The organism is Corallococcus sp. RDP092CA, from assembly GCF_041903675.1.
Classification (GTDB): domain Bacteria; phylum Myxococcota; class Myxococcia; order Myxococcales; family Myxococcaceae; genus Corallococcus.
On the sequence record NZ_JAYESI010000020.1, the window covers coordinates 64,543 to 80,954 of the forward strand.

Annotated in this window: 14 protein-coding genes; 7 read left to right on the forward strand and 7 right to left on the reverse strand. The window is 71.3% G+C overall.

What is annotated here, in order from left to right; translation table 11 throughout:
- Window positions 1–10 precede the first annotated feature (10 nt).
- The 6 genes from U8525_RS21490 to U8525_RS21515 form a co-directional block, all read right to left on the reverse strand.
- Window positions 11–1,444, reverse strand: a complete 1,434-nt coding sequence (locus U8525_RS21490) for a sigma-54-dependent transcriptional regulator (RefSeq protein WP_374268160.1) — start codon at window positions 1,442–1,444, stop codon at window positions 11–13.
- A complete protein-coding gene (locus tag U8525_RS21495) occupies window positions 1,441–2,976 on the reverse strand; it encodes a nitrogen regulation protein NR(II) (protein WP_374268218.1) in 1,536 nt (511 codons plus the stop codon). The genes U8525_RS21490 and U8525_RS21495 overlap by 4 nt, the downstream gene beginning before the upstream one ends.
- 61 nt (window positions 2,977–3,037) lie before the next feature.
- Entirely contained in the window at window positions 3,038–4,294 is a 1,257-nt protein-coding gene (locus U8525_RS21500) for a type II secretion system F family protein (RefSeq protein WP_374268161.1), read from the reverse strand.
- A 55-nt stretch (window positions 4,295–4,349) separates the two neighbouring features.
- Window positions 4,350–5,462 (reverse strand): type IV pilus twitching motility protein PilT, encoded by a 1,113-nt coding sequence (locus U8525_RS21505; RefSeq protein WP_223636833.1) that lies wholly within the window; start codon window positions 5,460–5,462, stop codon window positions 4,350–4,352.
- A gap of 46 nt (window positions 5,463–5,508) precedes the next feature.
- Window positions 5,509–7,209: a type IV-A pilus assembly ATPase PilB gene (gene pilB / locus U8525_RS21510; RefSeq protein ID WP_374268162.1), complete on the reverse strand. Its 1,701-nt coding sequence runs from the start codon at window positions 7,207–7,209 to the stop codon at window positions 5,509–5,511.
- A gap of 210 nt (window positions 7,210–7,419) precedes the next feature.
- On the reverse strand, window positions 7,420–8,346 hold the full coding sequence (locus U8525_RS21515; RefSeq protein WP_374268163.1) for a bifunctional riboflavin kinase/FAD synthetase: 927 nt from the start codon (window positions 8,344–8,346) through the stop codon (window positions 7,420–7,422).
- Window positions 8,347–8,426: 80 nt separating this feature from the next.
- Between U8525_RS21515 and U8525_RS21520 the strand changes: the two genes are divergently transcribed.
- The 7 genes from U8525_RS21520 to U8525_RS21550 all read left to right on the forward strand — a co-directional run bounded on the left by U8525_RS21520 (window position 8,427) and on the right by U8525_RS21550 (window position 15,985).
- Window positions 8,427–9,047 carry a tRNA (guanosine(46)-N(7))-methyltransferase TrmB gene (locus tag U8525_RS21520; protein ID WP_374268164.1) on the forward strand — a complete coding sequence of 207 codons (621 nt, stop codon included), beginning with the start codon at window positions 8,427–8,429 and terminating at the stop codon, window positions 9,045–9,047.
- Window positions 9,048–9,201: 154 nt separating this feature from the next.
- Complete coding sequence (locus tag U8525_RS21525) at window positions 9,202–10,245, forward strand: diguanylate cyclase (protein ID WP_374268165.1); 1,044 nt, start codon at window positions 9,202–9,204, stop codon at window positions 10,243–10,245.
- Window positions 10,246–10,295: 50 nt separating this feature from the next.
- On the forward strand, window positions 10,296–10,709 hold the full coding sequence (locus U8525_RS21530) for a hypothetical protein (protein WP_374268166.1): 414 nt from the start codon (window positions 10,296–10,298) through the stop codon (window positions 10,707–10,709).
- Window positions 10,710–10,947: 238 nt separating this feature from the next.
- Window positions 10,948–12,051: a hypothetical protein gene (locus tag U8525_RS21535; RefSeq protein ID WP_374268167.1), complete on the forward strand. Its 1,104-nt coding sequence runs from the start codon at window positions 10,948–10,950 to the stop codon at window positions 12,049–12,051.
- 85 nt (window positions 12,052–12,136) lie between these two features.
- Window positions 12,137–12,550, forward strand: a complete 414-nt coding sequence (locus U8525_RS21540; RefSeq protein ID WP_374268168.1) for a cupredoxin domain-containing protein — start codon at window positions 12,137–12,139, stop codon at window positions 12,548–12,550.
- 9 nt (window positions 12,551–12,559) lie between these two features.
- A complete protein-coding gene (locus U8525_RS21545; protein WP_374268169.1) occupies window positions 12,560–12,997 on the forward strand; it encodes a copper transporter in 438 nt (145 codons plus the stop codon).
- 57 nt (window positions 12,998–13,054) lie between these two features.
- Entirely contained in the window at window positions 13,055–15,985 is a 2,931-nt protein-coding gene (locus U8525_RS21550) for a helicase C-terminal domain-containing protein (RefSeq protein ID WP_374268170.1), read from the forward strand.
- A 20-nt stretch (window positions 15,986–16,005) separates the two neighbouring features.
- Here U8525_RS21550 and U8525_RS21555 read toward each other — a convergent pair whose 3' ends face one another.
- A complete protein-coding gene (locus U8525_RS21555) occupies window positions 16,006–16,380 on the reverse strand; it encodes a hypothetical protein (RefSeq protein ID WP_374268171.1) in 375 nt (124 codons plus the stop codon).
- Window positions 16,381–16,412 lie beyond the last annotated feature (32 nt).

Here is a 16,412-nt window from a genome sequence, read left to right on the forward strand (position 1 = left end):
ACCCCTGGCTTCAGGCCCGGGGCGTCGGCTCGTCCAGCTCCTCCGTGAGGCCGTGCTTCGCCAGCCGGTAGCGGAAGGAGCGGAACGACAGCCCCAACAGCTCCGCGGCGCGCGTCTTCACCCCTTGCGCCTGCTTGAGCGCGGCCAGCAGGTGCCGGCGCTCGTGGTCGTCCAGGTGCCGCTCCAGGTTGAAGCCCTGTCCCAGCACCGGCTCGCCGCTGTCGCCCGGGCGGGCCTGCGGCTCCGCCTCACCGCGCACCGAGGGCGGCAGCGTCGCGGGCGAAAGCACGTCCGAGTCCGACAGCGTGGCCGCGCGCTCCACCATGTTCTGCAGCTGGCGCACGTTGCCCGGGAACGCGTAGCGCTCCATCAGCGCCAGCGTCTCCGGCGCGAAGCGCAGCCCCGGGCGCCCCAGCTCCTCCGACAGGCGGGACAGGAAGTACACCGCCAGGTGCGGGATGTCCTCGGAGCGCTCGCGCAAGGGGGGCAGCTCCAGCGTGATGACGTTCAGCCGGTAGAAGAGGTCCTCGCGGAAGCGACCCGCCTTCACCTCCGCCTCCAGCCGGCGGTTGGTGGCCGCGATGACGCGCGCCTGGAAGGGTATCTCCGCCGCGCTGCCCACCGGCTTCACCTTGCGCTCCTGCAGCACGCGCAACAGCTTCACCTGCGTGGAGAGGGGCATCTCCCCCACCTCGTCCAGCATCACCGTGCCCTCGCCCGCGGAGACGAGCAGGCCCGGCCGCTCGTGCGTGGCGCCGGTGAAGGCCCCGCGCACGTGGCCGAAGAGCTCGCTCTCCAGCACGCCCTCGTTGAGGGCCGCGCAGTTGAAGGGCAGGAAGGGCTGCGTCGCGCGGTGTCCCCGCAGGTGGATGGCCCGCGCCACCAGCTCCTTGCCGGTACCGCTCTCTCCCGTCACCAGCACCGTGCTGCGCCCCGGCGCCACCTTCTCCACCATCTGCCACAGGGCGCGCATGCGGGGGCTGGTACCCACCAGCAGCCCGCCCAGCCCGGGCAGCAGCCGCGCCTTCAGCGTGCTGTTCTCCTGGCGCAGGGCGCGCTTCTCCAGCGCCTTGTGCACCAGCAGGCGAAGCTCCTCGTTGTCGAAGGGCTTGCAGATGTAGTCGTACGCGCCCTCGCGCATGGCCTCCACCGCGGAGGACGGCGTGCCGAAGGCGGTGATGAGCACCACCTCCGGCGGCTCCTTGAGCGCGCGCGCCGCGCGGAGCACGTCCAGGCCGCTGCCCGCCGGGCCCAGCTTCATGTCGGAGATGACTAGGTCCACCGGGTCCTTCTCCAGCACGGCGCGGGCGGGCTCCACGCCGGGCACGCTCGTCACCGCGTAGCCCTCACGCACGAGCAGGATTTCGAGGTACTCGCGCATGGACAGCTCGTCGTCCACCACCAGCACATGGCCGCGCGGCCCCCCCTCATGGAGCGCGCTCACAGCGGCAGCCCCACCAGGAATTCGGTGCCTTCGGCCGGGTGCGACGTCACGCGGATGGTACCGCCGTGCGCGCGGATGATGGAGTGCGCGGTGGACAGGCCCAGCCCGGTGCCACCGCTCCGGGTGGTGAAGAACGGTTCGAACAGGTGTCCCATCATCTCCTCCGTGATGCTGCCGGCCGAGTCCCAGACTCGAATCTGCGCTTCCTGGTCCGCCCGCGACAGGGCCACGCGCACCGTGCCCCGCCCCCCCGCCGCCTGACAGCCGTTGCGCACCAGGTTGATGAGCACCTGGCGCAGCTGATCCGGATCCACCGGCGCCGTCAATGGCTGGGGCACCCGCACCTCCAAGGTCACCTCGCGCGTGAGGGGGTCCGCTCGCAGCATGTCCACCGTCTCGGAGACCAGCGTGTCCAGCTCCACCGGGCGCCGCTGCGGCTGGGGCGGGCGGGCAAAGCGCAGGAAGTCCTCCACCAGCCGCGCCAGCCGGTCCGACTCACGCATGAGGATGCCGGTGAGCCGCTGCACCACCGCGTCCTGCGACTGCTCCTGGGCCAGCAGCTGCGCGGAGCCGCGCATGGAGGCCAGCGGGTTGCGCAGCTCGTGCGCGAGCTGCGCGGAGAGCGTGCCCAGGCTCGCCAGCCGGTCCGTGCGCTTCAGGTCTTCCTCCATGCGCCGCATGTCGGTGAGGTCCTGGAAGACGATGAGCAGCGCGCCCGCTTCACCCTCCAGGGGCGACACCGACAAGCCCAGCACCCGCTTGCCGCCCGCTGTCTGCACTGGCAGCTCGCTCCGGATGGAGCGCGGCGCCAGCGCGGACACGCCCGGCAGCAGCTTCTCCAGTGGCTGCCCTACGCACGCGAGGGCGTCCTCCTGGAGGATGCCGCTGCCCGCGGTGTTGAGGAAGGTGACGCGCCGATGGACGTCGCAGGTGACGAGCCCCGACGGCATGGAGGACAGGATGAGCTGCTGGAGCCGCCCCAGCCGGCGCAGGTCCGCCTCGCTCTGGGACAGCGCGCCGCCCGTCGCGGACAGCTGGCGCGACAGGTAGCCGGACAGGACCGCAATGAGCACCAGCGCCAGCGCGTTGCTGCCCAGCACGAAGAGCACCCGCGAGGGCGACGCCATGATGCTGCCCATGGGCGTGGTGAGCCGCATGACGAGCAGGAGCGCGGTGAACGCGAACGTGGACACGGCCGCGGCCAGCAGCGCGCCCCGCCAGTCCAGCACCACCGCCGCGCCAATCACGGCCAGGCTGTAGAGGAACGTCAGCGGCGAGTCCGCGCCGCCGCTCAGGTAGACGAGCCCGGTGGCGATGAGCACGTCGCCCCCCACCGTCACCATGGCGTCCAGCCGCCCCGCGGTGCCCCGGCGCAGCCGCAGGCCCGTCACCACCGTCAGGACGTACGCCCCCGCGATGACCATGAACGACAGCGAGTCCGCCCGGCTGGGCTCCTGCGCGGGCTGCGTCAGGAGCCGGGCCACCGTCACGATGAGCGACAGGCTCGCCGCGACGGTGCGGAACAGCACCAACCACACCAGGCGGGGGCCCAGCCCCGGCGCCAGGCCTGAGAGGGAACGACCCGGGCGTGCGCTACTTGATCGCGCCGGCAAGGTTGAAGATGGGCAGGTACATGGCGATGAGGAAGCCACCCACCACGCCGCCGAGGAACACCATCAGCAGCGGTTCGATCATCGACGTCAGCGCGCCGATGGCCGTGTCCACTTCGTCGTCGTAGAAGTCGGCGATCTTGTTGAGCATGGTGTCCATGGCGCCCGTCGCCTCGCCGACGCCAATCATCTGCACCACCATGGACGGGAACACCTTGGTCTCCAGGAGCGGGCCCGCGATGTTCTTGCCCTCGGCGATCTTCCCGCGCACGTAGTAGATGGCCTCCTCCACCGTGCGGTTGCCGGCCGTCTTCGCCGTCACGTCCAGCGCGTCCAGGATGGGCACGCCGGAGGAGATCATCGTGCCCAGCGTGCGCGTGAAGCGCGCCACCGCCACCTTGCGCAGGACGTCGCCGAACAGGGGCAGCTTGAGGAACGTCTTGTCCCAGAACTTACGGCCCTTGGGCTGCTTGTAGCTCCAGCTGAAGGCGAAGACGACCGCGGCGATGCCCACGACGGCGTGGATGAAGTACGCCTGCGCGAGCTTCGACAGGTCCACCACCACCTGCGTGGGGCCCGGCAGCGCCGAGCCGAAGTCCGAGAACATCTTCTCGAAGACGGGCGTCACCTTGAGCAGGAGGAGCGCCGTCACGCCGATGGCCACCAGGATGACCACCGACGGGTAGGTCATGGCGCCCTTGACCTTCGCCTTGAGCTTCTCGCTCTTCTCACGGTAGGCGGCGAGCCGGTTGAGGATGGTGTCGAGGATACCGCCCACCTCGCCCGCGGCGCACAGCTGCACGTAGAGCTCGTCGAAGACCTTGGGGTGTTCCTTGAGCGCGTCCGCGAAGGTGGAGCCCTGCTCCACCTTGCCCTTGATGGCGAACACCACCTTCTTGAAGGCGAGGTTGTCCATCTGGCTGGCGAGGATGTCCAGGCACTGCACCAGCGGCAGGCCCGCGTCGATCATCGTCGCGAACTGACGGGTGAAGATGAGGATGTCCTTGCCGGTGACCCCTTGCAGGCCCGGCAGGGACAGCTCCATGTCGAGGGCGCCCTTCTTGCGCACCTTCGTCGGGTTGAGCCCCAGGGACTTCAGGCGGGCGTTGACGGCCTCGATGTCCGAGGCCTCCATCTCGCCCTTCTTGTTCTCCCCGCTCTTGGTCTTCGCCTCCCAGAGGAACTGGGCCGTGCTCTTCTTGGACGCTGTCGCCTTCTGCTGCACTGCCGGTGCTGCCATGACGGGACCTCCGGGGAGGGCGAGGAGTCTAACCTGTGATTTTCATGCCCCAAAACTAACGGGCACCCGCTCCCCCGGCCGGCCGCTGGGCGCCGCCCGGCGCGCCGCCCGTGGCGAGGATGTTGCGCAGCTCCTCCGGGTCGGAGGAACGGCCAAAGGCCTCGTCCTGGGAGATGAGCCGGCGCGCCAGGAGCGCGGCGAGCGCCTGGTTGAACGTCTGCATGCCGTACTTCGCCTGGCCCACCTGCATGGAGGAGTAGATCTGGTGGACCTTGTCCTCGCGGATGAGGTTCCGGATGGCGGGGTTGGGCACCATGACCTCCAGGGCCAGCACGCGGCCCGGAGCGCCCTGCTTGGCGACGAGCGCCTGGCTCATCACGCCCTCCAGCACGAAGGACAGCTGCGCGCGCACCTGGGGCTGCTGGTACGGCGGGAACACGTCCAGGATGCGGTTGATGGTCTGCACCGCGCTGTTGGTGTGCAGCGTCGCGTAGCAGATGTGGCCCGTCTCCGCGATGGTGAGCGCCGCCTCGATGGTCTCCAGGTCGCGCAACTCGCCGACGAGCACCACGTCCGGGTCCTGGCGGAGGATGTACTTGAGCGCCGTCTTGAAGTTGCGCGTGTCCGCGCCCACCTCGCGCTGGTTCACCAGGCAGTTCTTGTGCGGGTGCAGGTACTCGATGGGGTCCTCGATGGTCATGATGTGCTCATGACGCTCGGTGTTGATCTTGTCGATCATCGAGGCCAGCGTGGTGGACTTGCCGGAGCCCGTGGGGCCCGTCACCAGGATGAGGCCGCGCGGCTTCTTCACCAGCTCCGCCACCACCGGCGGCAGGCCCAGCTCCTGGAAGGTCAGGATCTTGAAGGGAATGGTGCGGAAGGCGCCGGCCACCGCGCCGCGCTGCATGAAGATGTTCGCGCGGAAGCGCGACAGGCCCTTCACGCCGAACGACAGGTCCAGCTCGTTCTCCTCCTCGAACTTGTGCTTCTGGGCGTCCGTGAGGATGGAGTAGCAGAGCTGCTTGGTCTCCACGGGCGTGAGCGGCGCCGTCTTGAGCGGGACGAGCTCACCGTCCACGCGGAGCTGTGGCGGCGAGCCGGTGGTGATGTGGAGGTCGGAAGAGCCCTTCTCGACCATCGCCTTGAGGAGCTGGTGCAGGTTGGCCACGGATGCGTGTCCTGTCGGGGAGAGGTGGGGTGGAGGAAGGGGGTGACTAGAAGCGGTCCGGCGCGGTGTTGCCCACGACCTCTTCCAGGGTGGTCATGCCGTCCATGAGCTTCTTGAGCGCGCTCATGCGCAGGCTGCTCATGCCCAGGCGGATGGCCTCCTGCTTGAGCTCCGCGGCGGAGGCGCCGTTGATGACCAGTTCCTTGAGGCCATCCCAGAAGGGCATGACCTCATAGATGGCCACGCGGCCGCGGTAGCCGCGGTCGTTGCAGTCGCGGCAGCCGACCTTCTCGTACATGGTGAAGGTGCCCATCCTGTCCGGCGGGATGCCCGCGTCGATGAGGGCCTGCTCGTCCACCTTCTCCGCGGGGCGCTTGCAGGCCGGGCACAGGCGGCGCGCCAGACGCTGGGCGAGGATGAGGTTGAGCGACGCCGTCACGAGGAACGGCTCGATGCCCATGTTGAGCAGGCGGCTGACCGTGCCCGGGGCGTCGTTGGTGTGCAGCGTGGAGAGCACCAGGTGGCCGGTGAGCGCCGCCTTCACGCCGATCTCCGCCGTCTCGAAGTCGCGGATCTCACCGATCATGATGATGTCGGGGTCCTGGCGGAGGAAGGAGCGCAGGGCGGCCGCGAAGTTCAGGCCGATGTCGTCGTGCATCTGCACCTGGTTGATGCCGGCGAAGTTGAACTCGACCGGGTCCTCCGCGGTGCAGATGTTGGTGCCCACGTCGTTGAGGCTGGAGAGCGCGGAGTACAGCGTCGTCGTCTTGCCGGAGCCCGTGGGGCCCGTCACCAGCACCATGCCGTAGGGCCGGTCGATGGCCTCCTTGAACCAGGCCAGGGGCTCGGCGTCGAAGCCCAGCTTCGTCATGTCCAGCTGCAGGTTGCTCTTGTCGAGCAAGCGCATGACGACCTTCTCGCCGAAGAGCGTGGGGCACACGCTCACGCGGAAGTCCATCTCCTTGCCGCCGCCGATCTTGATCTTGATGCGGCCGTCCTGCGGCAGGCGCCGCTCGGAGATGTCCAGCGACGCCATGATCTTCAGACGGCTGGTGATGGCGTTGCGCAGCTTCATGGGCGGGCGCATCACCTCGTACATCACGCCGTCGATGCGGAAGCGGACCCGGAAGTCCTTCTCGTACGGCTCGATGTGGATGTCGGACGCGCGCTTCTTGATGGCGTCCATGAGGATGAGGTTCACCAGCTTGACCACGGGCGCGTCGTCCGCGGCCTTGGCCATCTCATCCAGGTTCTCCTGCTCCTCCTTGGCGACCTCGATGTCGTCCCCCACGTCGCCGACGATGTCCTCCAGCGAGGGGCCCTTCTCCGCGTAGTAGCGCTCGATGGACTCGCGGATGGAGATCTCCGACGCGACGACGGCTTCGATGTTGTAGCCGGTGAGGAACTTCAGGTCGTCCACCGCGAAGATGTTGGACGGGTCGCACATGGCCACGATGAGGGACGGGCCCGCGCGGTTGACCGGGATCACCAGGTGCTTCTCGGCCACTTCCTTGGGCACGAGCTTGATGATGTCCGGATCAATGTCGAAGTCCTTCAGGTTGATGGCCGGGACGCCGTACTGCTTGGACAGGAAGTCGGTGAGCTTCGACTCCTCGATGGCGCCCGTCTTGATGAGCGCCGTGCCGATGCGCGCGCCGCTCTTCTGCTGCTCCTCCTGCGCCTTGCGGAGTTGCTGGACGGAGATGAGGTTCTCGCGCACCAGCAATTCACCGAGTCGACCGGACATTTCTGGGATGCCTCTTTGAGCGTGAGGAGGGAACAGCCAGAGCCCCGGCTGTCGGCGGGACCCGCGGGGGAACTGGAAGCCGTGCGGCAGGGGCCTGAAGCCCTGGCACGGATCCTCCCGGATTAGAGGAAACCGACGCGCGGCCTGTCAAGGCGCCCTCGCGTGCTCCCTCGCTGACCGGCGCCCCCTCTCCGGAGGGCGCGCCGGGCCCTACCCGTCGCCGCGCGCCACCACGGTGCGGGCGGCCTCCACGTCGCGTTTGATTTGACCCACCAGCTCGGCGGCGGAGCCGAAGCGCTGCTCGGGCCGCAGCCGCTCCAGGAACTGCACCCGCAGCTCCTCTCCGTAGAGGTCGCCCGTGAAGTCCAGCAGGTGCGCCTCGATGGTGACCTCCGTGCCACCAAAGGTGGGCTTCACGCCGATGTTGGCCGCCCCCGGGCGCCACGGCCCGTCCGCCTCGGACAGGAGGCGCACGCGGATGGCGTACACGCCGGGCGCGGGCCGCAGCTCGTTCTGCGTGTCCACGTTGGCGGTGGGGAAGCCGATGGTGCGCCCCCGGCCCGCGCCGGACACCACCGTGCCGTCCAGGTCGAACGGGCGGCCGAGCAGGCGCCGGGCGGCGCCCACCCGGCCCTCCAGGATGTACTCGCGGATCCGCGACGAGGACGCGACGACGCCGTCCACGTTCACCGCCTGCACCACGTGCACCCGGGCGCCCCGCTTCGCCGCGGCGTCGCGCAGCGTGGCGACGGTGCCGGCGCGCTGGGCGCCGTAGGTGTAGTCGCTGCCCACGACGACGTGCCCCACGCCCAGGCCGTCGAAGAGGGCGGCCTCGAAGTCCCCCGGCGAGTTGCGCGCGTAGTCGCGGGTGAAGGACTGCACCACCACGTGGGACAGGCCGCACTCGGAGAGCAGCTCCAGCTTGCGCGGCAGGAGGGTGATGAGCTTGGGCGCCAGGTCCGGCTGGAGCACCTTGCCCGGGTGGGGCTGGAAGGTGAGCGCGTTCGCGGGGGCGTGGCGCAGCGCCTCGGCGAAGAGGGCCTGGTGGCCCACGTGCACGCCGTCGAAGTTGCCCAGCGCGAGGGCCTGCCCCTGGAGCTGGCGGCCCGCCTCGGTCACGGACTGGAAGACCTTCATGCCCCTCCGTATAGCACCCCGCGCGCTTTTGCCCTGGCCAACCCACGCGGCTCCATGGTTAGAGGCGCCCCGCTCCCGCCATGCGCCCAGCCCTGCTCCCTGATCCGGTCGGCCTCAAGTTCGTCCCCCTGGATGCGCCCCCGGACTGGGACGCGGAGTTCGGCTTCACGGGGCCGCTGGAGCTGGAGATCGGCTCCGGGGCGGGCGGGCACGCGCTGGAGTACTGCCGCAGGAACCCGGGCGTGCGCTTCGTGGCCTTCGAGTGGCGCAAGAAGTACGCGCGCGACACGCAGGCGCGCGCGGACAAGGCGGGCATGAAGAACCTGCGCGTCATCGAGTCCGACGCGCGCTTCGTGGTGCCGCGCATCTTCGCGCCCGGGTCGCTGGACGTCATCCACCTGCAGTTCCCCGACCCGTGGTGGAAGCGCTCGCACGCCAAGCGGGCGGTCGTGCAGCCGGAGTTCGCGAAGGTGATGCTGGGGCTGCTCAAGCCCGGCGGCCGCTTCGACATGCGCACCGACGTGCAGGACCGCGCGGTGGCCATGCTGGGCATCCTGGAGGCGGCGGGCTTCCACAACCCGCTGGGCGTGGGCGTGTTCCACCCGTACGACCCGGAGGAGGTGCCCTCCACCCGCGAGCGGCGCTACTTGGCGTCAGGTGAACCCGTCTACCGCGCACGCCTGGTGAAACCCGCGCCGTAGTCCGGCGCGCGCGTGTCAGGCCCTGGACGTCGGGGCCCGAGAGGGCCCTTGGCAGCGCCCCTCACCCGGAGGAGAATCCACCCATGAGGTCCCCGCGCCGGGGGACACTCGTGACGTTGGCCACGACCGCATCCTGTTGGGGGGTGGGCGCCACATGCCGGAAGCCGAAAGGAAACGGATGCCGGAGGGCGTGCGCCGAAGCGGCCCCGCGAACGACTTCTCCGGGCGCACCGTGCTCATCGTGGATGATGATCCGGCGCAGATCCGCCACGTGCGCGAGGGCCTGGCCCCGCACGGCTACGTCTTCAAGGAGGCGCTGGACGGGGCGCAGGCGCTGTCGGCCATCCGCGCGGGGAGGCCGGACCTCATCGTGATGGACGTGGAGATGCCGGGCCTGGGCGGCGTGGAGGTGTGCCGCATCGTCAAGGCGAACGCGGGCGAGGGCGGCTTCGGCTTCATCCCGGTCATCCTGATGACGGCCCGGCAGGCGGCGGGCAAGGTGGAGGGGCTGGAGCTGGGCGCGGATGACTACCTGGTGAAGCCCTTCGACATGCTGGAGCTGGGCGCGCGCGTGAAGTCCATGCTGCGGCTCAAGGCGTTGCAGGACGCGCTCCTGGAGAAGAACCGCGAGCTGGAGTGGGCCAACCGCGAGCTGGACCGCCGCCGCCAGGAGCTGCTCGCGCTCAGCCGCACGGACGCCCTCACCGGCCTGTTCAACCGGCGCTACTTCGAGGAGCGGCTGAGCGAGGAGTTCATGCGCTCGCGAAGGTACCGCTCGCCCCTGTCGCTGGTGATGCTGGACATCGACCACTTCAAGCGCATCAACGACACCTTCGGCCACCCTTTCGGGGACGAGGTCCTGCGCGCGGTGGCGCAGACGGCGCGCGCGACGCTGCGGGAGGTGGACCTGCTGGCCCGCTACGGCGGCGAGGAGTTCATCGCCCTCCTGCCGGAGGCGGCCCCCCAGGACGCGCTCCGGGCGTGCGAGCGGGTGCGCGAGGCCATCGAGCGGCTGGAGCTGACGTGGAAGTCGCCGGACGGAATGTCGCAGGAGGTGCGGCTGACGGCGTCCCTGGGCGTGGCGACGGTGCCCGCGGACGACCTGCCAGGCACGGAGGCCCTGCTGCGCGCGGCGGACGCGAGCCTGTATTCGGCCAAGGGGACGGGGCGCAACCGCGTCCACCAGCACGCGGCGTGACGTACCTCACGCTTCCCCACGGCGGCGGTTTGACCTAAATCGGAGCCCCCATGCGCCCGCTCGCGATGACGCCCTGGCTGCTGTTCGCCCTCCTCGCCCTGGGCGGCTGCAACCGGCTCCAGCCGGACACCCCCGTGGGGGCCTACCAGACGTTCCACCGACACGTGCAGCGCGGCGAGCTGCCCAAGGCCTACGCGGGGCTGTCACAACAGACCCAGCAGGCGCTCAAGACGCGGGCCCAGCAGGTGAGCGACGCGTCGGGAGGCATGGTGAAGCCGGAGCCGCTCGCGCTGTTCTTCGCGAATGTCCCGGTGCCACCGGATGTTCAGGAGGTTTCGCTGCTTCGGCAGGAGGGCGACGTGGCGACCGTGGTCGTGCGCTCGGCGGGAAGGTCGGGCAAGGTCCGGATGGTGAGGGAACCGTCCGGGTGGAAGGTGGACTTTGCAGCATCCCCCCAGCCGTGAGCCCGGGCATGCCCGGACCCCGCGCATCAGGTAACGTACAACCGTGAACGACAGGAAGACACGGCGGGTGGCCCCCGCAGTCGAAGTCATCCGGAGACCGGGCTCGACGCCCGGCCCGGTGACTCCGTCCTCGGCCGCCCCCCCCTCCCCCACGCCGAGGCCCACGCCCCGGCCCACGCCGGTGGCACCCTCCGCCCCGGGGGTCCCCAGCGCGGAAGGCGCGCCGCGTGCGACGCCCGTGCCGCGCCCCACCGCGGGGGGGGCGCCCCCGCCCCGGCCCCGGGGCGGCGCGCCCACGGCGCCCCGGCCGGCCCCGCCCCTCGCGCCCGCGGGGGTGTCCGGCCCCTCGCCCCGCCCCGCGCCGAGCCCGGCGGGCCTGGCGACGGCGTCCCCCTCGGCGACGCCCCGGCCGTCCAGCCCTTCCGCCCCCGGGGTCACGCCGGGCGCGCCGCGTCCGCCGCCCCGGGGTCCCGGCGCGGGGGGACCCGCGCGCGCGGGGGGGCCTCCGGGCCGCTTCGCGCCGCGCCCCAGCACGCCACGTCCGCCGCCCACGCCGGAGCAGATCCTGGCGCTGGCCACGCGCGAGCACGTGCCCGCGCGCATCGCCAAGGGTGAGCTGGAGGGGAAGATGAAGGCGCGCATCTGGCGCAAGCTGCACGCCGAGGAGGCGAAGCGCTTCGACCAGGTGTACGAGCTGATGGGCCAGACGCCGGGCCTGTCGCTGGGGGATGCGTTCGGCATCCTGCAGAGCGGGCTCACGGTGCAGGAGTTCATGGCGCGCAAGGAGCGCAGCCAGCGCAAGGCGGCCATCAAGCAGGCGCGCGGCCAGGTGGACAACTCGCTCGTCGCGGACTTCCTGGGCGCCTTCATCGAGCAGAAGACCGAGCTGTCGGTGGTGCTGGCGGAGCGGTCGCTGCTGGACACGCTGCTGGCGGAGGAGGCCATCGCCTTCACCTTCGAGCGCACGGGCCGGCTGGAGAAGCTCCAGGTGGTGCTCATCGCGCGCAGGGGTGACTGGGAGCGGCTGATGCCGAACCTGGAGCGCGACGCGAAGCTGACGCAGAAGCCGGCGCAGGTGGCGCGGCAGCCGGACAAGCGCCCCTACTCGGACCCGCGGCCGTTCCTGCCGCACATCGGGCAGACGGTGAAGCTGGTGCTGCGCAACGGCATCACGGTGGAGGCGCCGCTGCTGCGGGTGGGCCGCTTCGACGTGCTGCTGGGGGAGCCGGGGCACGAGCTGTTCGTCCCGCTGCACGCGCTCCTGCGCTTCGAGGCGCCCCCGGCTCCGGCCGAGGCCGCCTCCGACGACGCCGCCGAGCCGAAGCCGGACGCCGCGGGCTGAAACCGGCGCGCGGTGCCGTTACCTCCGGGCGGCCCTCGCCTTCACGGGCGGGCCGCCCTTTTTCCTTCCTCCCCGGAGCCCCTCCATGCGCCCCTTCTTCTCCCGCATCATCAAGCCCTGGCTCGCGCTCACCGCCGCGGCGATCCTCGCGGGGGCCTCCCAGCAGGCGTGCACGAAGGAGGCCGCCGCGAAGGCGCCGGGCGCGCAGGAGGTGGGGCGGCGCGAGAACGGCGTGCACGTGGTGGACCTGGCCGTGACGGAGAAGGGCTTCGAGCCATCCCCGGTGCAGCTCAAGAAGGGCGAGCCGGTGAAGCTGGTGGTGACGCGCAAGACGGACCTGACGTGCGCCACCGAGCTGGTGATGGACGAGTACAAGATCGACGCGAAGCTGCCCCTGAACACGCCGGTGGACATCACCTTCACGCCGAACCAGTCCGGGACGCTGAGGTACGGCTGCGCGATGGGGAAGATGATCGCGGGCACGTTCGTGGTGGACTGAGCCCTCCGCATGCGCCCCTCCTCCTTCCGCGTCCTCGTGCTCACCGTGGCGGCGGTCCTCGCGGGGGCGACGCAGCCGGCGTGCTCGAAGGAGCCCCCCGCCGCGAAGGCGCCGGAAGCGGACGCGCACCAGGGCCACGGCTACACGGCCCTCCAGGAAGAGGGGCACGTGGTGAACGGGACCCTGATGCTGGAGCTGTCCGTCACGGAGAAGGGCTTCGAGCCCTCCTCGCGGGTCCTGCTCCACAAGGACCGGCCGGTGACGCTGCTGGTGACGCGCAGGACGGAGGCGACGTGCGCCACGTCGCTGGTCATCGCCGACCAAGGCATCGACGTGAAGCTGCCGCTGGACACGCTGGTGGAGGTCGCCTTCACGCCGCGTCGGCCCGGGGTGCTCCACTACGGGTGTCCGACGGGAGAGACCACCGGCCGCTTCTTCGTCCAGTAGCGCCTCCGCTCCGTTAACTGGCGCTGTCCGTCCGGGCGGGTAGGCTCGCGCGCCTGCATGGGCAGCTCGGAGCTCTTCACCCGGCACGTCTTCCTGGACCTCGAAACGACGGGGCTCGACGCCCGCGTGGACGAGGTCATCGAGGTGGGGTGCCTCTTCTTCGAGCACGGCCGGGAGGTGGATCGCTTCTCCCAGCTGTATTCCGCGTCACGCCCGCTGAACCTCACCATCCGCCGGCTCACCGGCCTCTCCGACGCGCAGCTCGCCGGGCAGCCCCGCTTCGACGCGGAGCGCGCCCGGCTGCGGGAGCGGCTCCAGGGCTGGACGGTGGTGGCGCACAACGCCCCGTTCGAGAAGGGCTTCCTGCCGGACGTGCTCGGGGGGGTGCCGGTGCTCGACTCGTGCGAGCTCATGCACTACCTGCACCCGGAGCTGCCCAGCCACTCGCTGGAGTCGCTGATGCGGTGGGCGAAGCTGGGCTCGCAGCAGCCGCACCGCGCGCTCCATGACTGCGTCGCGGTGCACGCGGTGCTGGTGCACGCGCTGGACGGCTGCGTGCGCGACGGGCGCGCGGAGGACGTGGCGGACCTGCTGGCCACGATGGCCCCCCGGGCCCGCGCGGCGCTGGGGCCCACGCCGCTGCTGGAGGCCCTGTCCGACGAGGACGCTCGCGACCTGGCGATGGACGCGGAGGCCCGCCCGCTGCTGGAGCTGCTCTCGGGGCTGTGGGAGGCATGCCGGGCGACGCCGGCGCCGCTGAACCTGGAGACGACGGGCGGCTTCCTGCGCGCGCGGCCCGAGCGCAAGCGCGCGAACGGCGACAGGCCGCCCCCGGAGCCCGAGCTGGACGCGACGCCGCTGCCGGTGCGGCCGGAGGAGGTGACGCAGCTCCTGGGGCCCGGCGGCGCGCTGGAGCGGGGCGGCGGGTTCCTGTCCCGGCCCGCGCAGTTGGAGATGGCGCAGGCGGTGGCGCGCACGCTGTCGGACGGCGGGCAGGTGGCGGTGGAGGCCGGCACGGGCACGGGCAAGTCGCTGGCGTACCTCACGCCCGCGGCGCTGTTCGCGGCGCGCAACGGGCTGAAGGTGGGCGTGGCGCCGCACACGAAGACGCTCCAGGACCAGCTCCTGGAGAAGGACCTGCCCCGGCTGCACCAGGCCACGGGCGGCGCGTTCGGCTACGCGCTGCTCAAGGGGCAGACGAACTACCTGTGCCGCCGGCGCGCGCTGGAGGCCACGCGCGTGGAGCCGGGGATGAGCCACGCGGCGCGGGCGCCCCGGGCCTACGTGCGCGCGTACCTGCGCCGCAGCCTGGACGGGGACCTGGACCGGCTGAGCCACTGGTTCCGCGAGCGCTTCCCGGGGATGCACGGGCTGGTGCCGGCGGTGCGCTCCGAGGCGGCGACGACGCTGGGCGAGCGGTGCCCGCATCACCACAAGTGCTTCTACCACTCGGCGGTGGCGCAGGCGCGCGAGGCGGACGTGCTGGTCATCAACCAGTCGCTCGCGTTCGCGTGGCCCGCGCGCTACGGGCGCCTGGACCACCTGGTGCTGGACGAGGCGCACGAGCTGGAGGACGTGGCCACCACGGCGCTCACGGTGGAGCTGTCGGACCTGGCCTTCCTGCGCCTCACGGAGCGGCTGCACGGGCGCGACGGGCGCCGGGGCCTCTTCGCGGAGCTGCGCCGGGCGCTCGCCGCCGCGCGCCGGGACGCGTCCCGCGTGCTGATGTCCGAGGTGGACGACGCCCTGCGTGTGCTGCTCCAGGAGGCGCGCGCGCTGGGCGAGCAGGTGACGGCCCTCTGCGAGCCCGCGGCGGCGATGCCCGGCGAGGACGCGGACGACGCGGCCTATGCGCCGGAGCTGCGGGTGACGGACGCGGTGCGCGCCCTGCCCGCCTGGGAGCCCGTGCGCGAGGGGCTGGTCGCGGTGCGCACGGCGCTCCAGCGGGTGCACACGCTGCTGTCGGTGCGCGTCCTGGCGGCGCTGCCGGAGCTGGCGGTGAAGCAGCCCTCGCTGGAGCGGGAGCTGGCCGGCGCCACCACGGAGCTGGGCGAGCTGTCGGTGCTGGCCGGAGAGCTGGCCGGGGACGCGGACCCGAAGCGCTGCTACGCGGCGCGGGCGGAGCCTCGCAAGGCGCGCTGGAGCGTGGGCGCGCAGCCGGTGGACGTGTCCGAGTCCGTGGCGAAGGACTTCGCCGCGAACAAGCGGGCGCTGGTGATGGCGTCCGCCACGCTGGGCACCGGGGACGGCGTGCCCTTCGTGCTGAAGCGCCTGGGGTTGAAGCCGCCCCTGCTGCGCGCGCCCTCGCCGTTCCACCTGGGGCAGCAGGCGCTGGTGGTGCTGGTGACGGACGCGCCGCGCGCGCACGAGGAGCCGTTCATCGACTGGGCCTCCGGGCGCATCTCCGGGCTGGCGCAGGTGATGGGCGGGCGGGTGCTGGGCCTGTTCGCCTCCACGCGGCGGCTGGAGCGCGTGTCGCGCGAGGTGCAGGCGCGGCTGGAGCCGCACGGGATTGAAGTGCTGCGCCAGTCGCGCGGACACGGGCGCTCGCTGGCGGCGCGGCAGGAGCGTGACACGGGCACGGTGCTGCTGGGCACCAAGAGCTTCTGGCAGGGCGTGGACATCCCCGGGCGCGGCGTGGGGTGCGTCTTCATCGACAAGCTGCCCCTGGAGCCGGCGTCGCGGCCGCTGGTGGCCGCGCGCGAGGAGCCGCTGGCGAAGGCGGGCAACGAGTACCTGGGCTTCCTCCAGTACCGGCTGCCGCGCGCGCTGCTGCTCTTGCGCCAGGGCGTCGGGCGGCTCATCCGCTCCACCACGGACCGGGGCATCGTCGTCATCGCCGACCCCGGGCACGCCAGCTACCGGCCCCTGCTGCTCCAGGCGCTCGCGGGCTACCGCGTCGTCGCGCTGCCGTGGGCGCAGGCGCGGCTGATGCTCCATTCCGAGCTGTTGCAGATGGGGCTCACCGCGGACACCGCGCGGGTGTGAGGCACGCCCCCCCGGCGGCGTCACGTCAGCCGATGGAACTTGTAGTCCTCCGCCAGGTAGAGCCGGCGGGAGTGCAGCTCGACGATGCGCGCTTGCGGCGTGGTCGCGGTCAGCGGCGCGGCGTCCTTGCTCGCGAGCGCGGACGCGTAGCCGGCCCAGTTCACGACGACGTGCCAGCCGTCATACGTCTTCTCCCGCAGCAGGTACTTGCAGGCCCGGCGGGCGGCGAAGCTCTTCACCAGGGTGTTGACCTTCCCCACCTGCGTTGACGCCTTCGCGTACAGCGCATTGGCCATCCGCGAATAATCGTTCGAGCTCTTCTTCCCCGGCTTGAGGAAGTCGCGGTTGGACTTCTTCACGCCCTGGGCCAGCGTGTCCCACTTCGCCTTGTCCACGCTCAACACGCTCTGCGGGAAGCGGCTGAAGA